The sequence below is a fragment of the Acinetobacter sp. AOR12_HL genome (genome assembly GCF_027855275.1).
GTDB lineage: Bacteria > Pseudomonadota > Gammaproteobacteria > Pseudomonadales > Moraxellaceae > Acinetobacter > Acinetobacter baumannii.
The window spans coordinates 79194-97326 of record NZ_JAKTIJ010000028.1 but is presented as its reverse complement, the minus strand read 5'-3'; the positions used below and the strand labels follow the sequence as shown (position 1 = coordinate 97326).

15 protein-coding genes are annotated in these 18133 nt (G+C 39.2%); 4 read left to right on the top strand and 11 right to left on the bottom strand.

What is annotated here, in order from left to right; genetic code table 11:
- Nucleotides 1-115: 115 nt before the first annotated feature.
- Complete coding sequence (locus tag MKL36_RS14730) at nucleotides 116-1438, top strand: MFS transporter (protein ID WP_021510418.1); 1323 nt, start codon at nucleotides 116-118, stop codon at nucleotides 1436-1438.
- A gap of 3 nt (nucleotides 1439-1441) precedes the next feature.
- Nucleotides 1442-2077 carry a 2-polyprenyl-3-methyl-6-methoxy-1,4-benzoquinone monooxygenase gene (coq7, locus tag MKL36_RS14725; protein WP_001216787.1) on the top strand — a complete coding sequence of 212 codons (636 nt, stop codon included), beginning with the start codon at nucleotides 1442-1444 and terminating at the stop codon, nucleotides 2075-2077.
- A gap of 47 nt (nucleotides 2078-2124) precedes the next feature.
- Here coq7 and MKL36_RS14720 read toward each other — a convergent pair whose 3' ends face one another.
- The gene (locus MKL36_RS14720) at nucleotides 2125-2673 is read right to left on the bottom strand and encodes a DUF2799 domain-containing protein (protein WP_000789248.1); all 549 of its coding nucleotides are present in this window, start codon (nucleotides 2671-2673) and stop codon (nucleotides 2125-2127) included.
- Nucleotides 2674-3082: 409 nt separating this feature from the next.
- On the opposite strand from MKL36_RS14720, the gene MKL36_RS14715 reads away from it, so the two are divergent.
- The gene (locus MKL36_RS14715; RefSeq protein ID WP_002046906.1) at nucleotides 3083-4507 is read left to right on the top strand and encodes a glutamine synthetase family protein; all 1425 of its coding nucleotides are present in this window, start codon (nucleotides 3083-3085) and stop codon (nucleotides 4505-4507) included.
- 76 nt (nucleotides 4508-4583) lie between these two features.
- On the opposite strand, the gene MKL36_RS14710 is transcribed toward MKL36_RS14715, so the two are convergent.
- From MKL36_RS14710 to MKL36_RS14670, 9 genes are all read right to left on the bottom strand, one after another.
- Complete coding sequence (locus MKL36_RS14710) at nucleotides 4584-5300, bottom strand: response regulator (protein ID WP_021510417.1); 717 nt, start codon at nucleotides 5298-5300, stop codon at nucleotides 4584-4586.
- An 11-nt stretch (nucleotides 5301-5311) separates the two neighbouring features.
- Entirely contained in the window at nucleotides 5312-7966 is a 2655-nt protein-coding gene (locus MKL36_RS14705; RefSeq protein ID WP_147506133.1) for a sensor histidine kinase, read from the bottom strand.
- A gap of 38 nt (nucleotides 7967-8004) precedes the next feature.
- Nucleotides 8005-8610 carry a potassium-transporting ATPase subunit KdpC gene (gene kdpC, locus MKL36_RS14700; RefSeq protein ID WP_000860564.1) on the bottom strand — a complete coding sequence of 202 codons (606 nt, stop codon included), beginning with the start codon at nucleotides 8608-8610 and terminating at the stop codon, nucleotides 8005-8007.
- Between the two features lie 13 nt (nucleotides 8611-8623).
- Complete coding sequence (gene kdpB, locus MKL36_RS14695; RefSeq protein WP_086374162.1) at nucleotides 8624-10663, bottom strand: potassium-transporting ATPase subunit KdpB; 2040 nt, start codon at nucleotides 10661-10663, stop codon at nucleotides 8624-8626.
- Between the two features lie 8 nt (nucleotides 10664-10671).
- A complete protein-coding gene (gene kdpA, locus MKL36_RS14690) occupies nucleotides 10672-12381 on the bottom strand; it encodes a potassium-transporting ATPase subunit KdpA (protein ID WP_021510414.1) in 1710 nt (569 codons plus the stop codon).
- 258 nt (nucleotides 12382-12639) lie between these two features.
- On the bottom strand, nucleotides 12640-13077 hold the full coding sequence (locus MKL36_RS14685) for a 2-amino-4-hydroxy-6-hydroxymethyldihydropteridine diphosphokinase (protein WP_000993399.1): 438 nt from the start codon (nucleotides 13075-13077) through the stop codon (nucleotides 12640-12642).
- Nucleotides 13034-13414, bottom strand: coding sequence for a dihydroneopterin aldolase (folB, locus tag MKL36_RS14680; RefSeq protein ID WP_000338776.1), 381 nt, complete (start codon nucleotides 13412-13414; stop codon nucleotides 13034-13036). The genes MKL36_RS14685 and folB overlap by 44 nt, the downstream gene beginning before the upstream one ends.
- A gap of 15 nt (nucleotides 13415-13429) precedes the next feature.
- Nucleotides 13430-14728, bottom strand: a complete 1299-nt coding sequence (locus MKL36_RS14675; protein WP_000739367.1) for an ABC1 kinase family protein — start codon at nucleotides 14726-14728, stop codon at nucleotides 13430-13432.
- A 58-nt stretch (nucleotides 14729-14786) separates the two neighbouring features.
- Entirely contained in the window at nucleotides 14787-15563 is a 777-nt protein-coding gene (locus MKL36_RS14670; protein WP_021510413.1) for a HesA/MoeB/ThiF family protein, read from the bottom strand.
- Nucleotides 15564-15733: 170 nt separating this feature from the next.
- On the opposite strand from MKL36_RS14670, the gene MKL36_RS14665 reads away from it, so the two are divergent.
- Nucleotides 15734-16312, top strand: coding sequence for a flavin reductase family protein (locus tag MKL36_RS14665; protein WP_016685217.1), 579 nt, complete (start codon nucleotides 15734-15736; stop codon nucleotides 16310-16312).
- Between the two features lie 44 nt (nucleotides 16313-16356).
- Here the strand turns inward: MKL36_RS14665 and MKL36_RS14660 are convergent, their stop codons facing one another.
- Nucleotides 16357-18000, bottom strand: a complete 1644-nt coding sequence (locus tag MKL36_RS14660; RefSeq protein WP_000853306.1) for an AMP-binding protein — start codon at nucleotides 17998-18000, stop codon at nucleotides 16357-16359.
- Nucleotides 18001-18133: the final 133 nt, after the last annotated feature.

Below are 18133 nucleotides of genomic sequence, written 5' to 3'. Positions count from 1 at the left end.
CTCACTCAAAACCATTGATTTTTCATTTAATCAAGCGTTAAAAATATCATACATGGTTTTAGATGCAAATTAACACTCCGTCACATTTTTTTATAAAACTCAATGAAGCTTGCACATGATGAAACAAGATGAATCCCTGATGACATCACGTCGGTTTGTACCGATGTTTTTTACCCAGTTTTTTGGCGCATTAAATGACAATGTTTATAAGCAAGCTTTATTGTTAGTCATTACTTATGGTTGGATTCAGCAACAATCTGCCCCAGTAAGCACACTCAATAATTTAGCAGCATTGTTGTTTATTTTGCCATATTTCTTTTTTTCAGCAACTGCCGGACAAATTGCTGATAAGTATGAACGTTCACAACTTGTCCGTGGCATAAAAATTTTAGAAATCATTATTATGCTCATCGGTTCTGCCGGTTTTTTATTGGGGCATTTATGGTTGCTTCTTTTAGCCCTATTTTTGATGGGCACACATTCAACTTTCTTTGGTCCTATTAAATATGCCATTTTGCCAGAAATCTTAAAACCACATGAACTCATGTCTGGCAATGCCCTGTTTCAGTCTGGTACATCCATGGCCATCTTATTCGGAATGATCTTGGGTGGTGCCGTAATTGCCTCATCAGATGGGAATTTATTGTGGATTAGTATCACCGTAGTGGCTATTGCTTGCATAGGCTATTTATTTAGTCGCTTCATTTTGCCGCAAAAAGTTGCTGCACCTGACTTAAAGATTGACTGGAATTTCATTCGTACCAGTTTCCAAACCATCAAATATGCCAAAAGCTTACCGTTAGTATTCACAATTTTGCTAGGCAACTCTTGGTACTGGTTTTATGGCGCAACTTATTTAACTCAAATTCCGCAGCTTACCCAGCAAAACCTTCATGCATCAGAAAATGTCGTTAGCCTGTTACTGACTTTCTTTTCAGTCGGTATTGGTGTGGGTTCTCTTCTTTGCCGCAAAATTGGTGGTTCGGAAATTAATATTAAAATGGTGCCGATTGGTGCAATTGGTCTTACTGTTTTTGCGCTCTACCTTGCTGCCAGTTTAGCTTTTGTACCAGAAAGAACCGGGGCATTACTTACGTTAAAAGATGTTTTTACCCAAGGCTGGGTTTACTACCATGTCATGATTGCTGTGACTTTATTGGGAATTAGCGGTGGTTTTTATATTGTTCCCCTATATGCCATGATGCAAGCTTATTCACCACGTTCACATCGTGCACGTGTTGTTGCAGCGAATAACATCCTAAATGCCGTTTTTATGGTTTCTTCTGCAATTTTTTCAATCTTAATCTTAAGTGTTTTAAAAATTGATATTAAAATACTATTTATTATTACAGCTGTACTTAGTGCAATCTTTAGTATCTGGCTTCTCGCTAGACTAAAACCAATGCTTGCCACAGCCCACCTTTCTTTAGAGGACTAATTTATGCGCCACTATACTGGAATTGATCAACTTATTAACTCTTTTGATCAAGCATTACGTAGTCTTGTTCCGGGTGCAACAGCAGCGCAGCGCCAAAATCCAGCTGAAACAGTAGAAGCAAAACTTGGTGTAGAAGATGCCCGCCATGTTGCAGGTTTAATGCGTGTTAACCACAGTGGTGAAGTGTGTGCTCAAGCACTTTATCATGGGCAAGCATTGACAGCGAAATTGCCAAATGTACGCCGCGAAATGCAACAGGCAGCGATTGAAGAACAAGACCATTTAGCTTGGTGTGAAGACCGTTTAAAAGAGCTAAATAGTCATACAAGCTTATTGAACCCGATTTGGTATGGCCTTTCATATGGTATGGGTGCTCTTGCCGGTATTGCAGGTGATAAATATAGCTTAGGTTTTGTTGCTGAAACTGAACGTCAAGTTAGTCTACATTTGCAAGATCACTTAAACCAGTTACCAGCTCAAGATGAACGCTCGCGCAAAATTCTAGAGCAAATGAATGAAGATGAATTGCATCACCGTCATACTGCACTTGAAGCAGGTGGTGTTGAATTACCATATGCAGTAAAAATCACAATGACTGCTATTTCAAAGTTAATGACAAAAACGAGTTATTATCTTTAAAAAAAACAAAGGATTGATCTCATTCAGATCAATCCTTTTTTAAAATATTATTTTAATCCATGATCATATTTGAAGCGTTCGATATCTCGAATTGAGTTCCAATAGTTTCTGTTAATACGGTCACGATCAATTTGTAATTCTCTTAAAAGCTTACGATAACGTTCACGCTCTTCTGGCTTTAATTTTTCGTTATAAGCACTGTCAGAATATTGCTTAAACTTTTCGTCATAACGCTCATATTCAGCTTTTGCATTGTAGTAATCGGAAGCTGCTCGATAATAAGGTCTTAAACGATTACGCTGCTCAACTGGGCATACATTAATATTACCGTTACCTTCTAAAGCGTTATAAAAAATATTTGCTGGCTGGCAATAATAACCTAGGCCTTCTTTATACCCACGTTCATATGACTTTTGATCTGGAACAATATTGGCTTTTCCACACGCTTTATAATATTGATCTAAACGTGGCGAAGAACCTTTCGAACCATCTTTCTCACCCACTAATGACCAATTTGCAGTCTTACATTCTTCTACGCTCATTGCAGCACAACCCGAGAGGCTGATAGCCAGAATGGCTAAACCGATATTTTTCATATTAAGAGAACTCAAAAATAAAATTAAAAAAAACGCAAAAAATAAAATTCCAGTACATGTGCTATATAAGCCTTGCTCTATTCAAGATTTATACATAAATGTTTAACTGGATAAGCGTTTAAGTTTAAAGCAGTTTGACCATCTCACCAAATTTAAGGATCACAATTCTTAATTATGTTTAATTTTTAAAAGCGAAATCATGAACGATCAGACAACTCTTTGATGGCCCTTATACGTTAATTTTACTTTAAAGCCTTATCATAAAAATGACAATTAAATTATTGATTATTAATATAAAAAACTAAATTCACTTATAAATAAACTATTTATTATTTTACTGTTTTTTTACGGGATTAACGCCAAAGGCTACGGTAGGATTTGAGCTAAATAACCACCAAGGTTTTTTATAATGAGTACGCTTATTTACCCAAATTTAAACTTAAAAGATCCTCACTTTAAGGCATTTAAAATATCAGATGATTTTATTCCACCGACACAAGATCATACTTTCAACGCAGATCTTTTTTTAAAAGAAGTTGATGAATATTTAAGTTTATATCCTCACACTCAGCACATTGATATTTGTCTACATGACTTAAACGGGCATATTCGTGGCAAACGTATTGATGTTAAGAGTTTGAAAAATCTATCTAATGGTTGTTATTTTCCTCTTTCTGTTTATGCCATGAGCCTTGATGGAAAAGTGATTGAAGAAACAGGACTGGGAAAATATATTGGTGAACCAGATAGACTTTGCCTGCCCATTTTAGGCAGCTTGCAACCCAGTGCCTTATCCCCAGAATTAAATGCTCAGCTTTACCTATCCATGCAAGAAGAAGATGGTTCTGGCTGTCGCTATGAACCACGTAATATATTAAAAAAACTATTAAATCAGTTACATGCTAATAATTATTTCCCTGTCATGGCTGCCGAGCTAGAGTTTTATCTTTTCTCACCTCAGCATCAGTCTGAAACCTGCATAGAAAACCAATGTTTTGATATAGATGCGCCAAATAATTACCAACAAGTTCTGGATGAAGTTGAAAAAGCAGCCCTACTACAATCAATTGAAATTACCGCTATTGTTGCAGAGTCATCCCCTGGACAATATGAATTAAACCTTCAACACAGCCATGACATTTTAAAACTCTGCGATCAAATTAATGCCTTAAAAAGAATTGTTAAACAAGTTGCAAGAAAGCATGACTTAACCGCTTGTTTCATGGCGAAACCAAACTTGGCAAAGGCTGGTAGTGGTATGCATTTTCATATGAGTATGCTGAATCAATACCATCAAAATATATTTAGCTCAGAAGAAGAAAAAGGTGAGCTTGCAGCCAAATTATTGAGCGCGATTAGCGGACTCATTGAGTTAATGCCTGCATCTATGGCGATTTTAGCGCCTAATATTAATTCTTATAGACGTTTTAAAATTGGTCATCACGTGCCATTAGAAGCTAATTGGGATACCAATAATCGTAATGTCGCAATCCGTATTCCATGCTCAGACGTACAAAATCAACGCTTAGAATATCGGGTTGCTGGAGCTGACTGTAACCCCTATCTAGTTACAGCGAATATTTTAGCGGGCGCGTCTTATGGCTTATCTCATAAGTTACCGCTACCAAAACCTGCACATCTTTTAAAATTTCAAGATGAGCACATTTTATTAGCCAACAATCAGCCGGAAGCCTTAAAAATATTTAAAGGAAGTCTTATTTTAAAAGGGTATTTAGGGGCAGACTTTGTAGAACATTGGTACACGGTTAAACAGGCTGAATATCAAAATATTTACAGTCAAATGACTGAAGCAGAACAACATTGGGATATATAAATAAAAAGAGCAAAAAAACTATAAACCACTTTGCAAACCCTTAGGGAGAAATACCCTAAGGTTTTTTTATATCTAATTAATGATTTTTCTGTTTAGCTAAAAAACGTAACCCAACACCTGGTTCAGTTGCAATATAGCGTGGCTGAATTGCGTTATCCCCCAGTTTACTACGTAACTTGCCCACTAAAATACGTAAATAGTGCGTATCTTCCTGATGAGTTGGCCCCCATAGTTCTTTTAAGAGCTGAGGCTGTGTTAAAAGCTGCCCTTGATAGCGCATTAATAACGTCAAAAGTTGAAACTCTTTTCGAGTTAAAGTAATTGGCTGTTGCTCGATCCAAACTAAACGTTGCATGACATCAACCTTGAGATAACCATCGTCATACACATGTGCTTCTTGCTGAATCGGTTGATTTCTTAGAATGACACGTATGCGCGCCAAAAGCTCTTGCACACTAAAAGGCTTGGTCATGTAGTCATTTGCGCCTGCGTCTAGCAAGGCAACTTTTTCATACTCATCGGCACGTACAGATAACACAATAACGGGAACATTCGTCCAGCTACGTAATTCTTGAAGCACTTCTTTTCCATCTAAATCGGGTAAGCCTAAGTCTAGAATCACCAAATCAGCCCCTTGGGTTGCCAAAGCCTCTAGGCCTTTGTACCCCGTTTCGCAGAGCGTGGTTTTGTATTTTTGAGTTCTTAAAGCAATGTCTAGAAATTTACGGATTTGAGGCTCATCATCAATAATCACAATACGTGTTTCTACAGGTGATGTTTCTGAACTTATCATGACTTTACAACTTATTCTTTTACTGGATGAATGGGTAATCTGATTTGAATTAAAGTACCTTTATTTTGGCGTCCTGAAAATGCTTCTATTGTACCCATATGAGCACCAATAATCGCTTTTACGATTGTTAGCCCTAAACCTGTACCAAATTTTCCACGGTCTCCGCGCTCCATGGTGTAAAACATATCAAAAATGCGGTTTCTTTCGTCTTCAGGAATTCCTGCACCTCTATCTTCAATTTCTATTTTTACTTCATCTTCTGATGAAAGATGAGCACGAATCATGACTGGTTCATCTGGAGGTGAAAAGTTTGCCGCATTTTCTAAAACATTAAAAATGGCTTGCTCTACCAGTGCTGGGTGTACATATAAACTAATCGCTTGTTCAGGTAATTCAACCGACACTTGAGTATCTGGTTTATAGCGCTTTAAACGGCGAGTTGCCGAACCAATTAATTCATCTACGCCAATCCAGTCTCTTTTTAAAGTTAGACCTTCGTGGCCCAAACGGGTCATATCAAGCAAGTTTTGAATATAACGGTCTAAGCGCTCACCTTCTAAATGAATTGTTTCAAGCAGATCTTGCTGGTCTTGTTCTGACATATCAGCTTTAAAATTAGCTAGCGTGTCTGCTGCGCCAATGATAGAAGCAAGTGGCGAGCGTAAATCATGCGATACCGAAGATAATAAAGCAGAACGCAAACGCTCTGTTTCACTGGTGACTTTTGCTTGTTCTAGCTCATTGACCAATTGGGTCCGAAGTGCTGCCTGTGCAATATATTCAATTACACTTTCCGTCAGTTTCTTTTGCTCAAAATTTAGAGAAACTACGTCATCCTTAAAGTAAATTCCCACAATACCTAAGCTATTTTTTTGTTCTAAAAGTGGTAAAAACCACCAATTTGACTGACTCAGCGTATCGGTAAAACGCCCACATGGCTGCTTGTGTTTCAAACACCATTCTGCGGCTACTTTTTCTTTATCATTTAGCTCAATATCAGATGAAATTACCTTATCTCGAATAGAAATCCACACTTTAGTTTGAAGTTGTGTTTCTAAAGTCATACGTCCTGTTTGCATGACTTCTTCAAGATTCACTGCACTAGAAAGCTTACGTGCCAAGTCTTGCATTACCGTAGTGTAGGCATTGGCAGCTTTTAAAGATAAAACTTGCTGGCGTAACTGAGAAGCCAAACGCCCAGCAATTAAAGCTGCTGCAAAAAAAGCAACAACGGTGACCACCCCTTGATGTGCTGAAATCTGAAAAGTATAACGCGGTGCAATAAAGAAAAAATTATAAGCCAAAAAACATATTAAGGCTGCCACTACAGCAGCAAGCATTCGGGTTTTCGTTGCAACAATTAAAACAGAAATAATAAAAATGACAGAGAAGTCTTCAATACCAAATAGAACTTCGGCGAAGTGAGCTAGAAAAATGCTACCGCACGTCACAGCTAAAACAAAAACACTTTCTTTTAATGATAAAAATGAAGGCTTTTCGAGCTGATTAATCTTTTTAGTACCCTGTTCTGGATGCAGAATGGTTAAAGCAATCGAGTTTTCTTGATTTAATAATTGCTGAGCTAAATTTTTCTTAAATGACTTTAACCACCACGGTGAAATACTTTTACCAATCACCAGATTGGAAATACCTCGATCAACGGCGGCATCCATTAACACTGACGCAACTCGCGGCCCATATAAAACCTCGGTTCGGCCACCGAGTTGCCGAGCCAACTCAAACGCACGGTCAATCTCAATGTATTCTTTTTTATAAGAACCCACTGAACTCTGTCCAAAGTCCAAACTTTTAGCAACATTTACTACAGTCCATGTAGCACCATTACGTTCTGCTAAACGACAGCCTGCTCGCACTAAATATTCAGAAGAGCCTTGCCCATCTATCGCAATCATCAATTCATTTTGCAACGAGATAGACTTCAAACCTTTAGAGGCATAGCTCTCTTTTAAATCTGAATCGACATGTTCAGCAACGCATTGCATTGCCAGTTCACGTAATGCCGTTAAATTTGAAATGCTAAAAAAGCCTTGTAATGCCAGATTTGCTTGCTCTGGCACATAGACTTTTCCTTGGTGGAGCCTTTCAATGAGCTCACTGACGGGTAAATCAATTAAGCGGATGTCTCGAATACGATCAAATACCCGATCTGGTACCGTTTCATTTACTCGAATGCCCGTAATCTGGTACACCACATCATTCAGGCTTTCTAAATGTTGAATATTTATGGTCGTAAATACATCAATACCTGCGTCTAGCAACTCATTAACATCTTGCCACCGTCGTTCATGACGACTATTTGGGACGTTGCGATGAGCCAACTCATCAACCAAAACGATTTGCGGATGCCTAAGTAAAATAGCATCCAAGTCCATTTCTTCTAAAGCATGCCCCTGATATTGCATTTCCTTTCTAGCAATTTGAGGCAACCCTTCCAAAATTTTTAGAGTTTCAATTCTTCCGTGGGTTTCAACAATACCAACAACAACATCTGTGCCCTGTTGAAATAGTTCTTTAGCGCGGGCGAGCATGGCATAGGTTTTTCCTACACCTGGTGCCGCACCAAGAAAGACCGTTAGTCGACCGGCTTGATATCTATTAACATGATTTAATAAGGCCTCAGCCTGATTTTCGCGATTGCTTTGCACTTGATATCATCCGGTAAACTAACAACTTTATTTTTAAGTTAATGTGTAGATTGTAATTGATCTAAAGCGATATTTAGCTCTAATACATTAACACGAGCTTGCCCTAGTACACCAAACTGAGCTGGTTCAATATGCTTTTGAAGTAACTCTTCTACAACTTTAGGGTCTAAATGACGCGCTTGAGCCACTCGAGCAACCTGTAACTGAGCAGATTCAGGGCTAATATGCGGATCGATACCACTACCAGATTTAGTCACCAAATCACTTGGTATAGGTGTATTGCCCGTGTGATCTTGTTTTTTCACAGCAAGAATCTGAGCATCAATTTGTTGCTGTAGCTCAGGATTAGTACGCGCTAAGTTTGTACCTGCCATCGCCATCGGGTCATAAGCGACTGCTGAAGGACGTGGATGAAAATAAGCCTCTCCAACAAATGGCTGAGCGACTAATTTTGACCCTAAAACTTTATGGTCTATTTCAATCAAACTACCATTTGCTTGATTTTTGAATAACACCTGTCCCGCACCTGTAGCGATCGCACTATAAATAGCACCGCAACCCACCAGAGTAAAAATTAATAATCCCAAAGATGCTCTTAAGGTCTGACCCAAATTTGCTTCTGAATTTTGTGCATAAGTTTTCATTTCAAACTCCAGATTACAAACCAAATAATTGAACAATCACTACATCAATCGCTTTGATGGCAATAAATGGTAGAACCACACCACCCACTCCATAAATCAACATATTTCGACGTAGTAACTGAGTTGCAGTTGAAGGTTTAAATTTGACGCCTCGGAGTGCGATTGGAATTAATAGCGGGATAATAATCGCGTTAAAAATTAATGCAGATAAAATCGCGCTGTTTGGACTTGCTAAGTGCATCACATTCAATATTTGCATTTGTGGAATCGCAGCAGCGAACAATGCAGGCAAGATGGCAAAGTATTTAGAGACGTCGTTTGCTAACGAAAATGTTGTTAAAGCACCACGGGTAATCAGCTGCTGTTTCCCAATCTCAACCACAGCAAGTAATTTGGTTGGGTCTGAGTCTAAATCAACCATATTGCCAGCTTCTTTTGCAGCTTGTGTACCCGAGTTCATGGCTAGACCAATATCAGCTTGTGCTAATGCCGGCGCATCGTTGGTTCCGTCACCGACCATTGCAACTAAACGACCTCGTTGTTGTTCGGTGCGAATACAAGCCAATTTGTCTTCTGGTTTTGCTTCGGCAATATAGTCATCTACCCCTGCTTCAGCAGCAATCGCGGCCGCAGTTAATGGGTTATCACCTGTAACCATGACAGTTTTAATACCCATTTCTCTTAAACGAGCAAAACGTTCTTTAATACCGTGTTTAATCACATCTGAAAGCTCAATCACACCCAACACATGATGTTGATTAGCGACGACTAAAGGTGTTGCTCCTTTTTTGGCAACTTGTTCAACACGTGCTTTTAACTCTAAATCTTGAGAATAATCTTCATCTACAAATTCCAAGATTGCATCTAAAGCACCTTTACGAATTTGGTCGCCATTCGGTAAATTCACGCCAGAAATTCGAGTCGAAGCACTAAAAGAGATAAATTCGGCTTGCTCTGGTTCTTGCTGTTTTAAGCCTTGCTCTTTTGCCAACTTAACAATTGATTTCCCTTCTGGTGTTGGGTCGGCAAGTGAACTTACCCAAGCAGCAGCTCTCAACTCTGACTCGGTTACCGAAGTTAAGGGATAAAATGAAGTCGCTTGACGGTCACCATGAGTAATGGTTCCTGTTTTATCGAGTAAAAGCACATCAATGTCACCCGCGACTTCTACAGCTTTACCTGATTTTGCCAAAACATTGGCTTTGAGTGCACGGTTCATCCCCGCAATACCAATCGCAGGTAACAAGCCACCAATGGTTGTAGGAATCAAGCAGACCAATAACGCCACGAGCACGACTGGATCAAGTTCAATATGCAAATACTTGGCAATAAATGGCAAGCTAATCACGACAATTAAAAACGTGATTGTCATCACCATTAACAAGAAGCCAAGCGCAATCTCATTCGGTGTTTTTTGACGATTTGAACCTTCGACCAAAGCAATCATACGGTCTAAGAAACTTTGCCCAGATTCAGCAGTCACTTGCACAACAATACGATCTGTAAGGACTTTGGTTCCACCAATAACACCTGACCGGTCTGTTCCAGCTTCACGTAGCACAGGTGCAGACTCACCTGTAACAGCCGATTCATTAATGGTCGCAAAGCCTTCTACAATCTCACCGTCGGCTGGAACAAGCTCACCTGCATGTACTTCAATAAAATCATTTAAATGAAGTTCGGTCGCTACAACTTGAGTCACTTGACGGTCTGTCAAAGAGTTGAGTCTTCGAGCTGTTAAATTTTCTCTTGCTGCACGTAGTGAAGATGCCTGCCCACGGCCTCTAGCCTCTGCAACTGCTTCGGCATAGTTAGCAAATAAAATGGTAATAAACAAAATTGCTGTAACCACTAAACCAAATAACAGCGTGGTGTAACCTAAGATTGTACTAATGCCTGTAACCACTGTTCCAAGCCATACAATTGCCATCACAGGGTTTTTAATTGCGTGCTGCGGTAGCAGTTTCACAAATGCATTTTTCCAAACTTCAAAATTTGGCACTGCCATGGTTTGTTTATGGCTATTTACATGAGTTTGTGTATTCATTTTCACTCGCCTCCTTAGCCTTTAACCAACAAAAGTTGATCGGCAATAGGCCCAAGGACAAGAACTGGCATAAATTGTAATAAGGTAAGCAACACAACTATCGTAATCAGCGTTAAGGCAAAGGTTGGTGTTTCAACCTGAAGACTACCTGATGTTTCGGGTGCTTTTCTTTTTGCTGCTAAACGTGTGGCAATCATTAATGGCAAAATTAATGTAGGGAAACGTCCTAACAGTAGAGCGATACTACAAGTGACATTCCACCATACAGTGTTGTCTCCAAGACCTTCAAAACCTGAACCGTTATTAGCAAACGCAGAAACATATTCATAGAACACTTGGCTAATACCGTGTGGTCCTGGATTACTAATTCCAGATATGCTTGGAATGCTGAGGCTTAATGCAGTAAACGCAAGAATGACTAAAGGTTGAATCAAGATAATAATCGCGAGCAACTTAATTTCTGCCGCTTCAATCTTGCGTCCAAACAATTCAGGGGTACGACCTGTCATTAAACCTGCAATAAATACTGCGAGTAACAGATAAATCATAAACTGTTGCAGACCACAGCCCACACCACCCCAAATGGCATTAATCAGCATGTTAATGAGTTCGACTAAACCGGTAAGCGGTGCTGAAGAATCATGCATCATATTGACCGAACCGTTATTCACCTGCGTAGTGATCGCTGCCCAAACTGCTGATGCGGCTGGTCCAAAACGTTGTTCTTTACCTTCCATTACGGCAAGTTGAGATGCTATCGATGACATACTCTCAGACCAGACAGCCGCCGCACCTGAAATAATCGACATGAAAAGCATGCTACCAAACACAAAGTAAGCAAACTTTTTACGCTGGGTAAAATGCCCAACCATAAAAATCACGGTAAGTGGAATAAGTAATATCGCAATCATTTCTAATAAATTAGAAAGTGGTGTCGGATTTTCTAAAGGCACACTACTATTTGGACCATACCAACCACCACCATTACTCCCCAATTGCTTAATCGCTACCATTGGTGCAACTGGTCCTAAAGGAATTTTTTGGGTTTGAACTGTATTGGCTTTATCAATAAGCTGTACTTCTGGCCCGCCTTGGAAAGTTGCTGGCACGCCTTGGCTGTTAAGCAATAATGACCAGACAAAACAGAGTGGAAGCAAAAAGCGAACTGTAGGACGAATTACATCTGCCCAATAATTACCAATTAAAATTTGATCTGGCTGCTCGGCAACATCGGCCGCAATATGGCTTGGACGCTGATAAAAGAAAGCTCTTAATGTCGCAACAACCAAAGCCAGCCCCATCATTGGAGTAATGACTTGCAAACCTACAATACCTGTCATTTGCGACAAATAAGATAATTGAGCTTGACCAGAATAATGCTGTTGATTGGTATTAGTTAAAAATGAAATAACCGTATGTAATGCTAAATCCCAACTCATATTTGGTGCATGGTTCGGGTTTAATGGTAGCCATGCTTGCGTCATAAAAATAGCAAGAATAGCCACTGCAAGAAAAATACAGCTCACAACAAATGCTAGAGAATATTGTTTCCAGTTCATTTGTTGTTGTGGAGATACACCTAATAAGCGGTATACAGGATTTTCAATCCAGCGAAATAATCCATCACCCCACATCGGCTGATTTGCCATCACTTTGGATAGATATTTACTGAGGCACCATGCTAGAAAAATAGCAATAAATAAAACAAGTATAAGTTCTAACATGGCTATTCTCCTCTATACTCCTTGGCTTGATTTGCCAAACTGGAAATAAGGAGAGATGGAGAAATATCATTTGTTTTAAGTCCGCATAAGACAATGCCAGACTGATGCAAGATGCGCATTTGAGAATTTATAAGCATCTTTATTGTCCTGAAATAACACTAATTTAGTGAATTTCAGTATTGATAAAATGCCCGTAAATTCTCTATTGAGGAAGTCAAAGCCCGCGTAAAGTTTGCGTAAAATTTAGTTTGAAGGGTATTAAACTTTAAAATTAACGACTGGATAAATCATGCTATCAGCCTTTAAGGTTTCACAATGCCAAAGTTCATATAAAGGAATTTTTACATCGAGTGCCAAAGGTAGCTTTTTAGAATTAAATTGCATATGGTCCAGATCACTTCCCCATGCAATCAAATCTACATCTAAAGAAATATGATGCGACGGACGAACACGCCCCGAATCTGACTCAAGTTTCTTTAGAAAAGATTCAATTTGTTCACACGATAAATTGCTTTTTAATAGACATGCCGAATTCCAGTAATCATCTCCAATACCATCTCGGCATGGAATTTGATAAACAGATGAAAACTGCACTTTCCCCAAAGTTGCCAATTGCGTATAAGCAAAAGTAAAGTGCTGATCTGCGTCTAAATTACTCGCTAGGGCGAGCGCAAAAATTGTTTCTGGTGCGTTCAAGACGAATTCCTACAGCATTTGCTTCTGCAATGATGGCTGGCTTACGGATGGTTATGGTAATTTTTTCAATTGATGGAAAGGTTTCAAACAAACATTGTAAAACCAAATGTGCTGCATGCTCGATTAATTCAGGTTTAGCTTGTTGAATGGCTTGAGCCGATAACTCACAAATCTGGGCATAGTTGAGTGTGTCCTCAAGCTTGTCAGACGCTGCTGCTCGGCTCAAATCATTATGGATGGTTAAATCCAACATTAAAGGTTGAATGATTTGTCTTTCCCAGTTGAAACAGCCAATCACTGTCTCAACCTTCAAGCCTTCAATAATAATGGCATCCATAAATTTAAACTGACCTTAGTGCTTTAACAACGAAGCAGGTTCCATATTTTGAACCATTTTCAAACGTTGGTCTGCATAAATATCAGTATAAGGTGCGAGTACGCGCATAAAACGATCGAAATAAAGCATTTGCTTAAATAATAAGGCAAAATCTCGAGGGAATTTAATACCATGACGCTCACCAACAGCTACCATATCCATCATGATGTCGTTTAAATCGGCTGGATTAGAAGCCAAAATCTGCTGTGGATCAGCCATTAACACACCATTAAATAAACGCTCTAGATCTTGTGCTAAAACCTGAACGTCAATTTTATTATGGGTCATACCCATTTTGAGCATGTTTTCAGCCATTGCCTGATAATCAGTTTTTTGTAAAGCATCCATAAATGCAATACATGCTGTCCAAACTTCCGGCTTTAACTGCCCTACAATACCGAAATCAATAAAACCAACACGGCCATCTTCAAGCAGCATTAGATTTCCAGCATGTAAGTCAGCATGGAAGCTCTTGCATAGCATTAAGCTACCAAACCATGTGTTCATGGCAGTAATGAGTACTTGCGATGGATCTTTAGCATATTGTTTAACCACGCTAAAGTCTGTCAAAGGTACCCCATATAAACGCTGCATGGTCAAAACACGGCGCGTAGAAAACTGATGATAAACTTTAGGTGCAGTAGCAGCTTGGTTTTGGGAAATATTTAGATATTCCACAAAGTCATCTAAATTTTGTGCTTCTTCAATGAAATCGACTTCACGCACCATACGGGTTTTAATTTCATCAACAATGTCAGAAAGAGCGGCAAATTTAATTTTAGGTACCGCACGTTCAAGTAATTTAGCAGCCCAATGCACCACATTTAGGTCAGTGTACAAAATGGTTTCAACACCCGGTTTTTGTACTTTAATAACGACATCTTCACCAGTAGTTAATTTAGCCGCATGAACCTGAGCAATTGAGGCAGAAGCTAGTGGTGTTTCATCGATATAACTAAAAATCTGGCTTAAATCACGCCCTTCAAACTCAGACGCAAGTACACCTTGAATATAGCTAAAAGGTAAAGTTGGGGTCTGGTCTAAACAGCCTTGGAATTCTTCTACATACTCACGTGGGAATAGCGATGGGGTACTCGCGATAAACTGACCAAGCTTAATATATGTTGAACCAAGCGACTCAAAAGTCTCACGCATGAGTTTGGCATTACTTGGCTTATCAGTTGCATACTTAATACCGGCTTTAGCCGCAACTACTGCGGTTTCACCGATGCGGGCAACAGAGCGCAATCCATCAAATAAAATATTTTTTTTCATATTTCTTTAAAACCAGAATATTCAAATCAAGTGTAGCAAATTTTGGTTTATTTGCTGATTAGCTTGCCTGACAAAGTGGACAATTTATGTCTTTATCAAAATTAACAATACGTTGCATCATATTTAACCCATCCCAAAGTAACAGTTTTTGTTTTAGCGGCGTTCTGTTTAGTCCTAAATACAATAAAGTGTGATGTGCTTGTAATGACGCAATCATTACAGGTGTAGTCGCAAGCACACCAGATTCCGCACATCGCAGCCCTTCATTGGCATGTTGTTCTTTCGGGAACAAACATTCATAACAAGCTGAATCACCTTCGGCCATAAACATTTGCGCCTGAAAGCCAATTGCAGAAGCACTAATTAATGCGACCTGATGCTTTTTACAAGCTGCATTCACTAAATAACGCGTTGTAAAGTTATCACAGCCATCTAAAACGACGTCTTGATGTTCAACTAGTTTATCAATGTTATGTTCGTCTAAACGTTCATTAAAGTATTCAACACAGATATAAGGGTTAATTTTCTGTAACCGTTTAGCTAAAACTTCAGCTTTATAACGTCCAATATCTTCATGACCAAATGCGATTTGTCGTTGTAAATTACTTATCTCAATGGTATCTGCATCAATGAGGGTAATTTTCCCGACTCCTGCTCGTGCAAGTAGTTCCGCGCTACTACAGCCTATTCCGCCAGCACCGACAATTAGCACATTAGCAAGTTTGAGTTTTTCCTGAGCTTCAATATCCCATCCATCAAGTAAAATCTGACGGCTATAGAGATGCATTTCTTCATCACTTAACTCTACAAAATCGATATCTTGAAGCTCGGTCACACGTTAATCCTTTCACTTAGAAGCCAAATGATTTTATGACTAAGTCAATCATTATGAAAGCTATAAAATGCAAACAACTTTTTTTATTCGGTTAATACCCTATCACATTACTTCTCTCACACTTTCTGCAACAATAAGGCTATCTATTTTCTGTATTACTTAGGCTAAATATGTCCCAATCATATATTGCACCAGTAGAGTTAGAAAAAGCTTATCGTTTGTTAAATCATGGTCCTACTGTACTAGTCTCTGCTCAGCATGGTGATGACCGTAACGTGATGGCTGCCGCATGGGCATGTGCCTTAGAGTTTAAGCCTGCCAAAGTGACTGTCGTTTTAGATAAAAGCACTAAAACCCGACAGCTGGTTGAGCAAAGTGGTTATTTCACACTACAAGTTCCTTGCTATGCACAGCTCAATATGACCAAGCAACTTGGTACCATTAGCAAATTAGATGACCCACAAAAACTTGAACACTGCGGGGTTGAGCTATTCTATCAAGAAGGCCTGAGTAGCCCACTTGTATCAGGTTGCATCGCTTGGCTGGTATGTAAAGTTATTCCTGAGCCACATAATCAGTCAGCCCATGACCTATTTATTGGTTCTGTTGTAGGTGCATGGGCAGATAGTCGCGTTTTTAGAGATGGGCACTGGCATTTTCAGGATGCACCAAAAGAATTTCGTAGTCTGCACTATATTGCTGGTGGCACATTTTATTTAATTGGCGAGGAAGTGAAAGCCGATCTTTAATATAAAGAATAAAGGGAAATTCTAAATATTTCCCTTTGTTCAAATTAGCTTGCGTAGGCTTGCTGCATTTTTGCAATTTCTTGCTGCTTCAACAGTCCTCTTTGAATTTTTCCGCTCGTGGTTTTCGGTAGACTGTCCACAAACTCAATCTCTTTTGGATAAGCATGACGAGATAAACGGTTACGAACATATTGCTGTAACTTATCTTTTAATGTTTCACACGCTTGATAAGCAGGCTTAAGTACCACAAAAGCTTTGACTATTTCGGTTCGTTCCGGATCTGGCTTACCAATCACTGCTGACTCTAATACGGCCTCACACTCTAATAAAGTACTTTCAACATCAAATGGTCCAACTCTATAGCCCGAGGTTGTAATGACATCGTCAGCACGTCCCACAAAATCAATGCCCCCATGTTCATTTAAAGTGACCGTGTCACCAGTTAAATAATATTTGCCAACAAAGGCTTTGCGATTATTGCCACCATAACCTTTAAACCACATCAATGGAGATTGCTCCGAGTCCATTGCCAAAATACCAACACCACCAGTTGGCAATTCTTGATAATTTTGGTCTAACACCGCAAAACGATGTCCAGGAATTGCGAAACCAGCTGAACCTACTTTTAATGGATGCTCAAGCGCATGGTGGTTCGCAATTACCATGCCTAGCTCAGTTTGGCCATATTGATCAAAAATATTGACCTCTAAATCTTGTTTAAACCAGTTCACAACCTCAGGAGTTAATGGCTCACCTGCACTGCTGACTACGCGTAAATGTTGTTTAATTGAAGGGTCAAATTTTTCCTTAAAACCAAAGAACATTCGAAATGCTGTTGGTGATCCTGTTAAATTACTTACTTTATACTTTTTAATTAACTCAATTGCCTGATCTACATTAAATGAACGCTCATCCATAATAATGCCATGACCCAAGCTTAAAGGCCCGGTAATGCCATAATACAAACCATATGCCCAGCCCGGATCTGCCAGATTCCAGAACATATCCTCTTCACGCAAATCAACGGCATGGGTCATATAACCTTTAAATGCCAAAATTGCTTTTAGTGGAACAGGTACAGACTTCGCAAGTCCAGTTGTACCAGAGGTAAACATCATTAAAAAGTCATCATCAAAGCTACGATTTACTGGCTCACATTGCTCAGAATAGCGTTGTAAAGATTGCCAAAAATCAAAGTCATGCTCAGATAAAAGACCTGTTTGATGAACAGTTACAATAACCGGAACATTCAAGGTATTCAGTTTAGGGCGCTGTTCATCATTGGTCACAATCAATTTAGTTTGAGCAGTCGTAATTCGGTGATCAATCGATTTTGCTTCAAAGGCAGTAAATAAAGGCTGATAAATAGCGCCTATACGCCATGCTGCCAAAATTGTAATTAATAACTCAGGCGTTCTTGGTAGAAGTCCTGCAATACAATCTCCAGCTTGAATTCCTTGTGCTTTAAAGAAGTTAGCAAGTTTTCCAGAAAGTTCAGCAAGTTGTTCGAACGTATAGTGCTCTGCCTGCCCGTTTTTTCCTTCCCAGATAAGCGCTGTTTTATTTTTTCCTACATAACGCTCACAGCACTCAACATAAGCATTTATTGCTTGGGGATGCCCAACAAGTTGCTCTTCGATGAGCCTTGTAAGATCAAATTGCTGATAAGCTTCTGCCAAAGTTTTCATGATGCTCACCTTCATTCCGTTTGATGATTGATTTTGTGTAAGGCCACAAAATCTGTCCTGACTGTTATTGTTTTAGCTAAAGCTCGAAGAATATTTCTTCAACTTTTCCATCTATTTCAAACAAAACTAATAG

What these genes read in the sequence shown, in the direction of transcription:
- MKL36_RS14730 (WP_021510418.1), top strand. Translation starts at nt 116, where the DNA reads ATGATGAAACAAGATGAATCCCTGATGACATCACGTCGGTTTGTACCG.
- MKL36_RS14720 (WP_000789248.1), bottom strand. Translation starts at nt 2,673, where the DNA reads ATGAAAAATATCGGTTTAGCCATTCTGGCTATCAGCCTCTCGGGTTGT.
- MKL36_RS14675 (WP_000739367.1), bottom strand. Translation starts at nt 14,728, where the DNA reads ATGAAAAAAAATATTTTATTTGATGGATTGCGCTCTGTTGCCCGCATC.
- MKL36_RS14660 (WP_000853306.1), bottom strand. Translation starts at nt 18,000, where the DNA reads ATGAAAACTTTGGCAGAAGCTTATCAGCAATTTGATCTTACAAGGCTC.
- coq7 (WP_001216787.1), top strand. Translation starts at nt 1,442, where the DNA reads ATGCGCCACTATACTGGAATTGATCAACTTATTAACTCTTTTGATCAA.
- MKL36_RS14665 (WP_016685217.1), top strand. Translation starts at nt 15,734, where the DNA reads ATGTCCCAATCATATATTGCACCAGTAGAGTTAGAAAAAGCTTATCGT.
- MKL36_RS14710 (WP_021510417.1), bottom strand. Translation starts at nt 5,300, where the DNA reads ATGATAAGTTCAGAAACATCACCTGTAGAAACACGTATTGTGATTATT.
- kdpA (WP_021510414.1), bottom strand. Translation starts at nt 12,381, where the DNA reads ATGTTAGAACTTATACTTGTTTTATTTATTGCTATTTTTCTAGCATGG.
- folB (WP_000338776.1), bottom strand. Translation starts at nt 13,414, where the DNA reads ATGGATGCCATTATTATTGAAGGCTTGAAGGTTGAGACAGTGATTGGC.
- kdpC (WP_000860564.1), bottom strand. Translation starts at nt 8,610, where the DNA reads ATGAAAACTTATGCACAAAATTCAGAAGCAAATTTGGGTCAGACCTTA.
- MKL36_RS14715 (WP_002046906.1), top strand. Translation starts at nt 3,083, where the DNA reads ATGAGTACGCTTATTTACCCAAATTTAAACTTAAAAGATCCTCACTTT.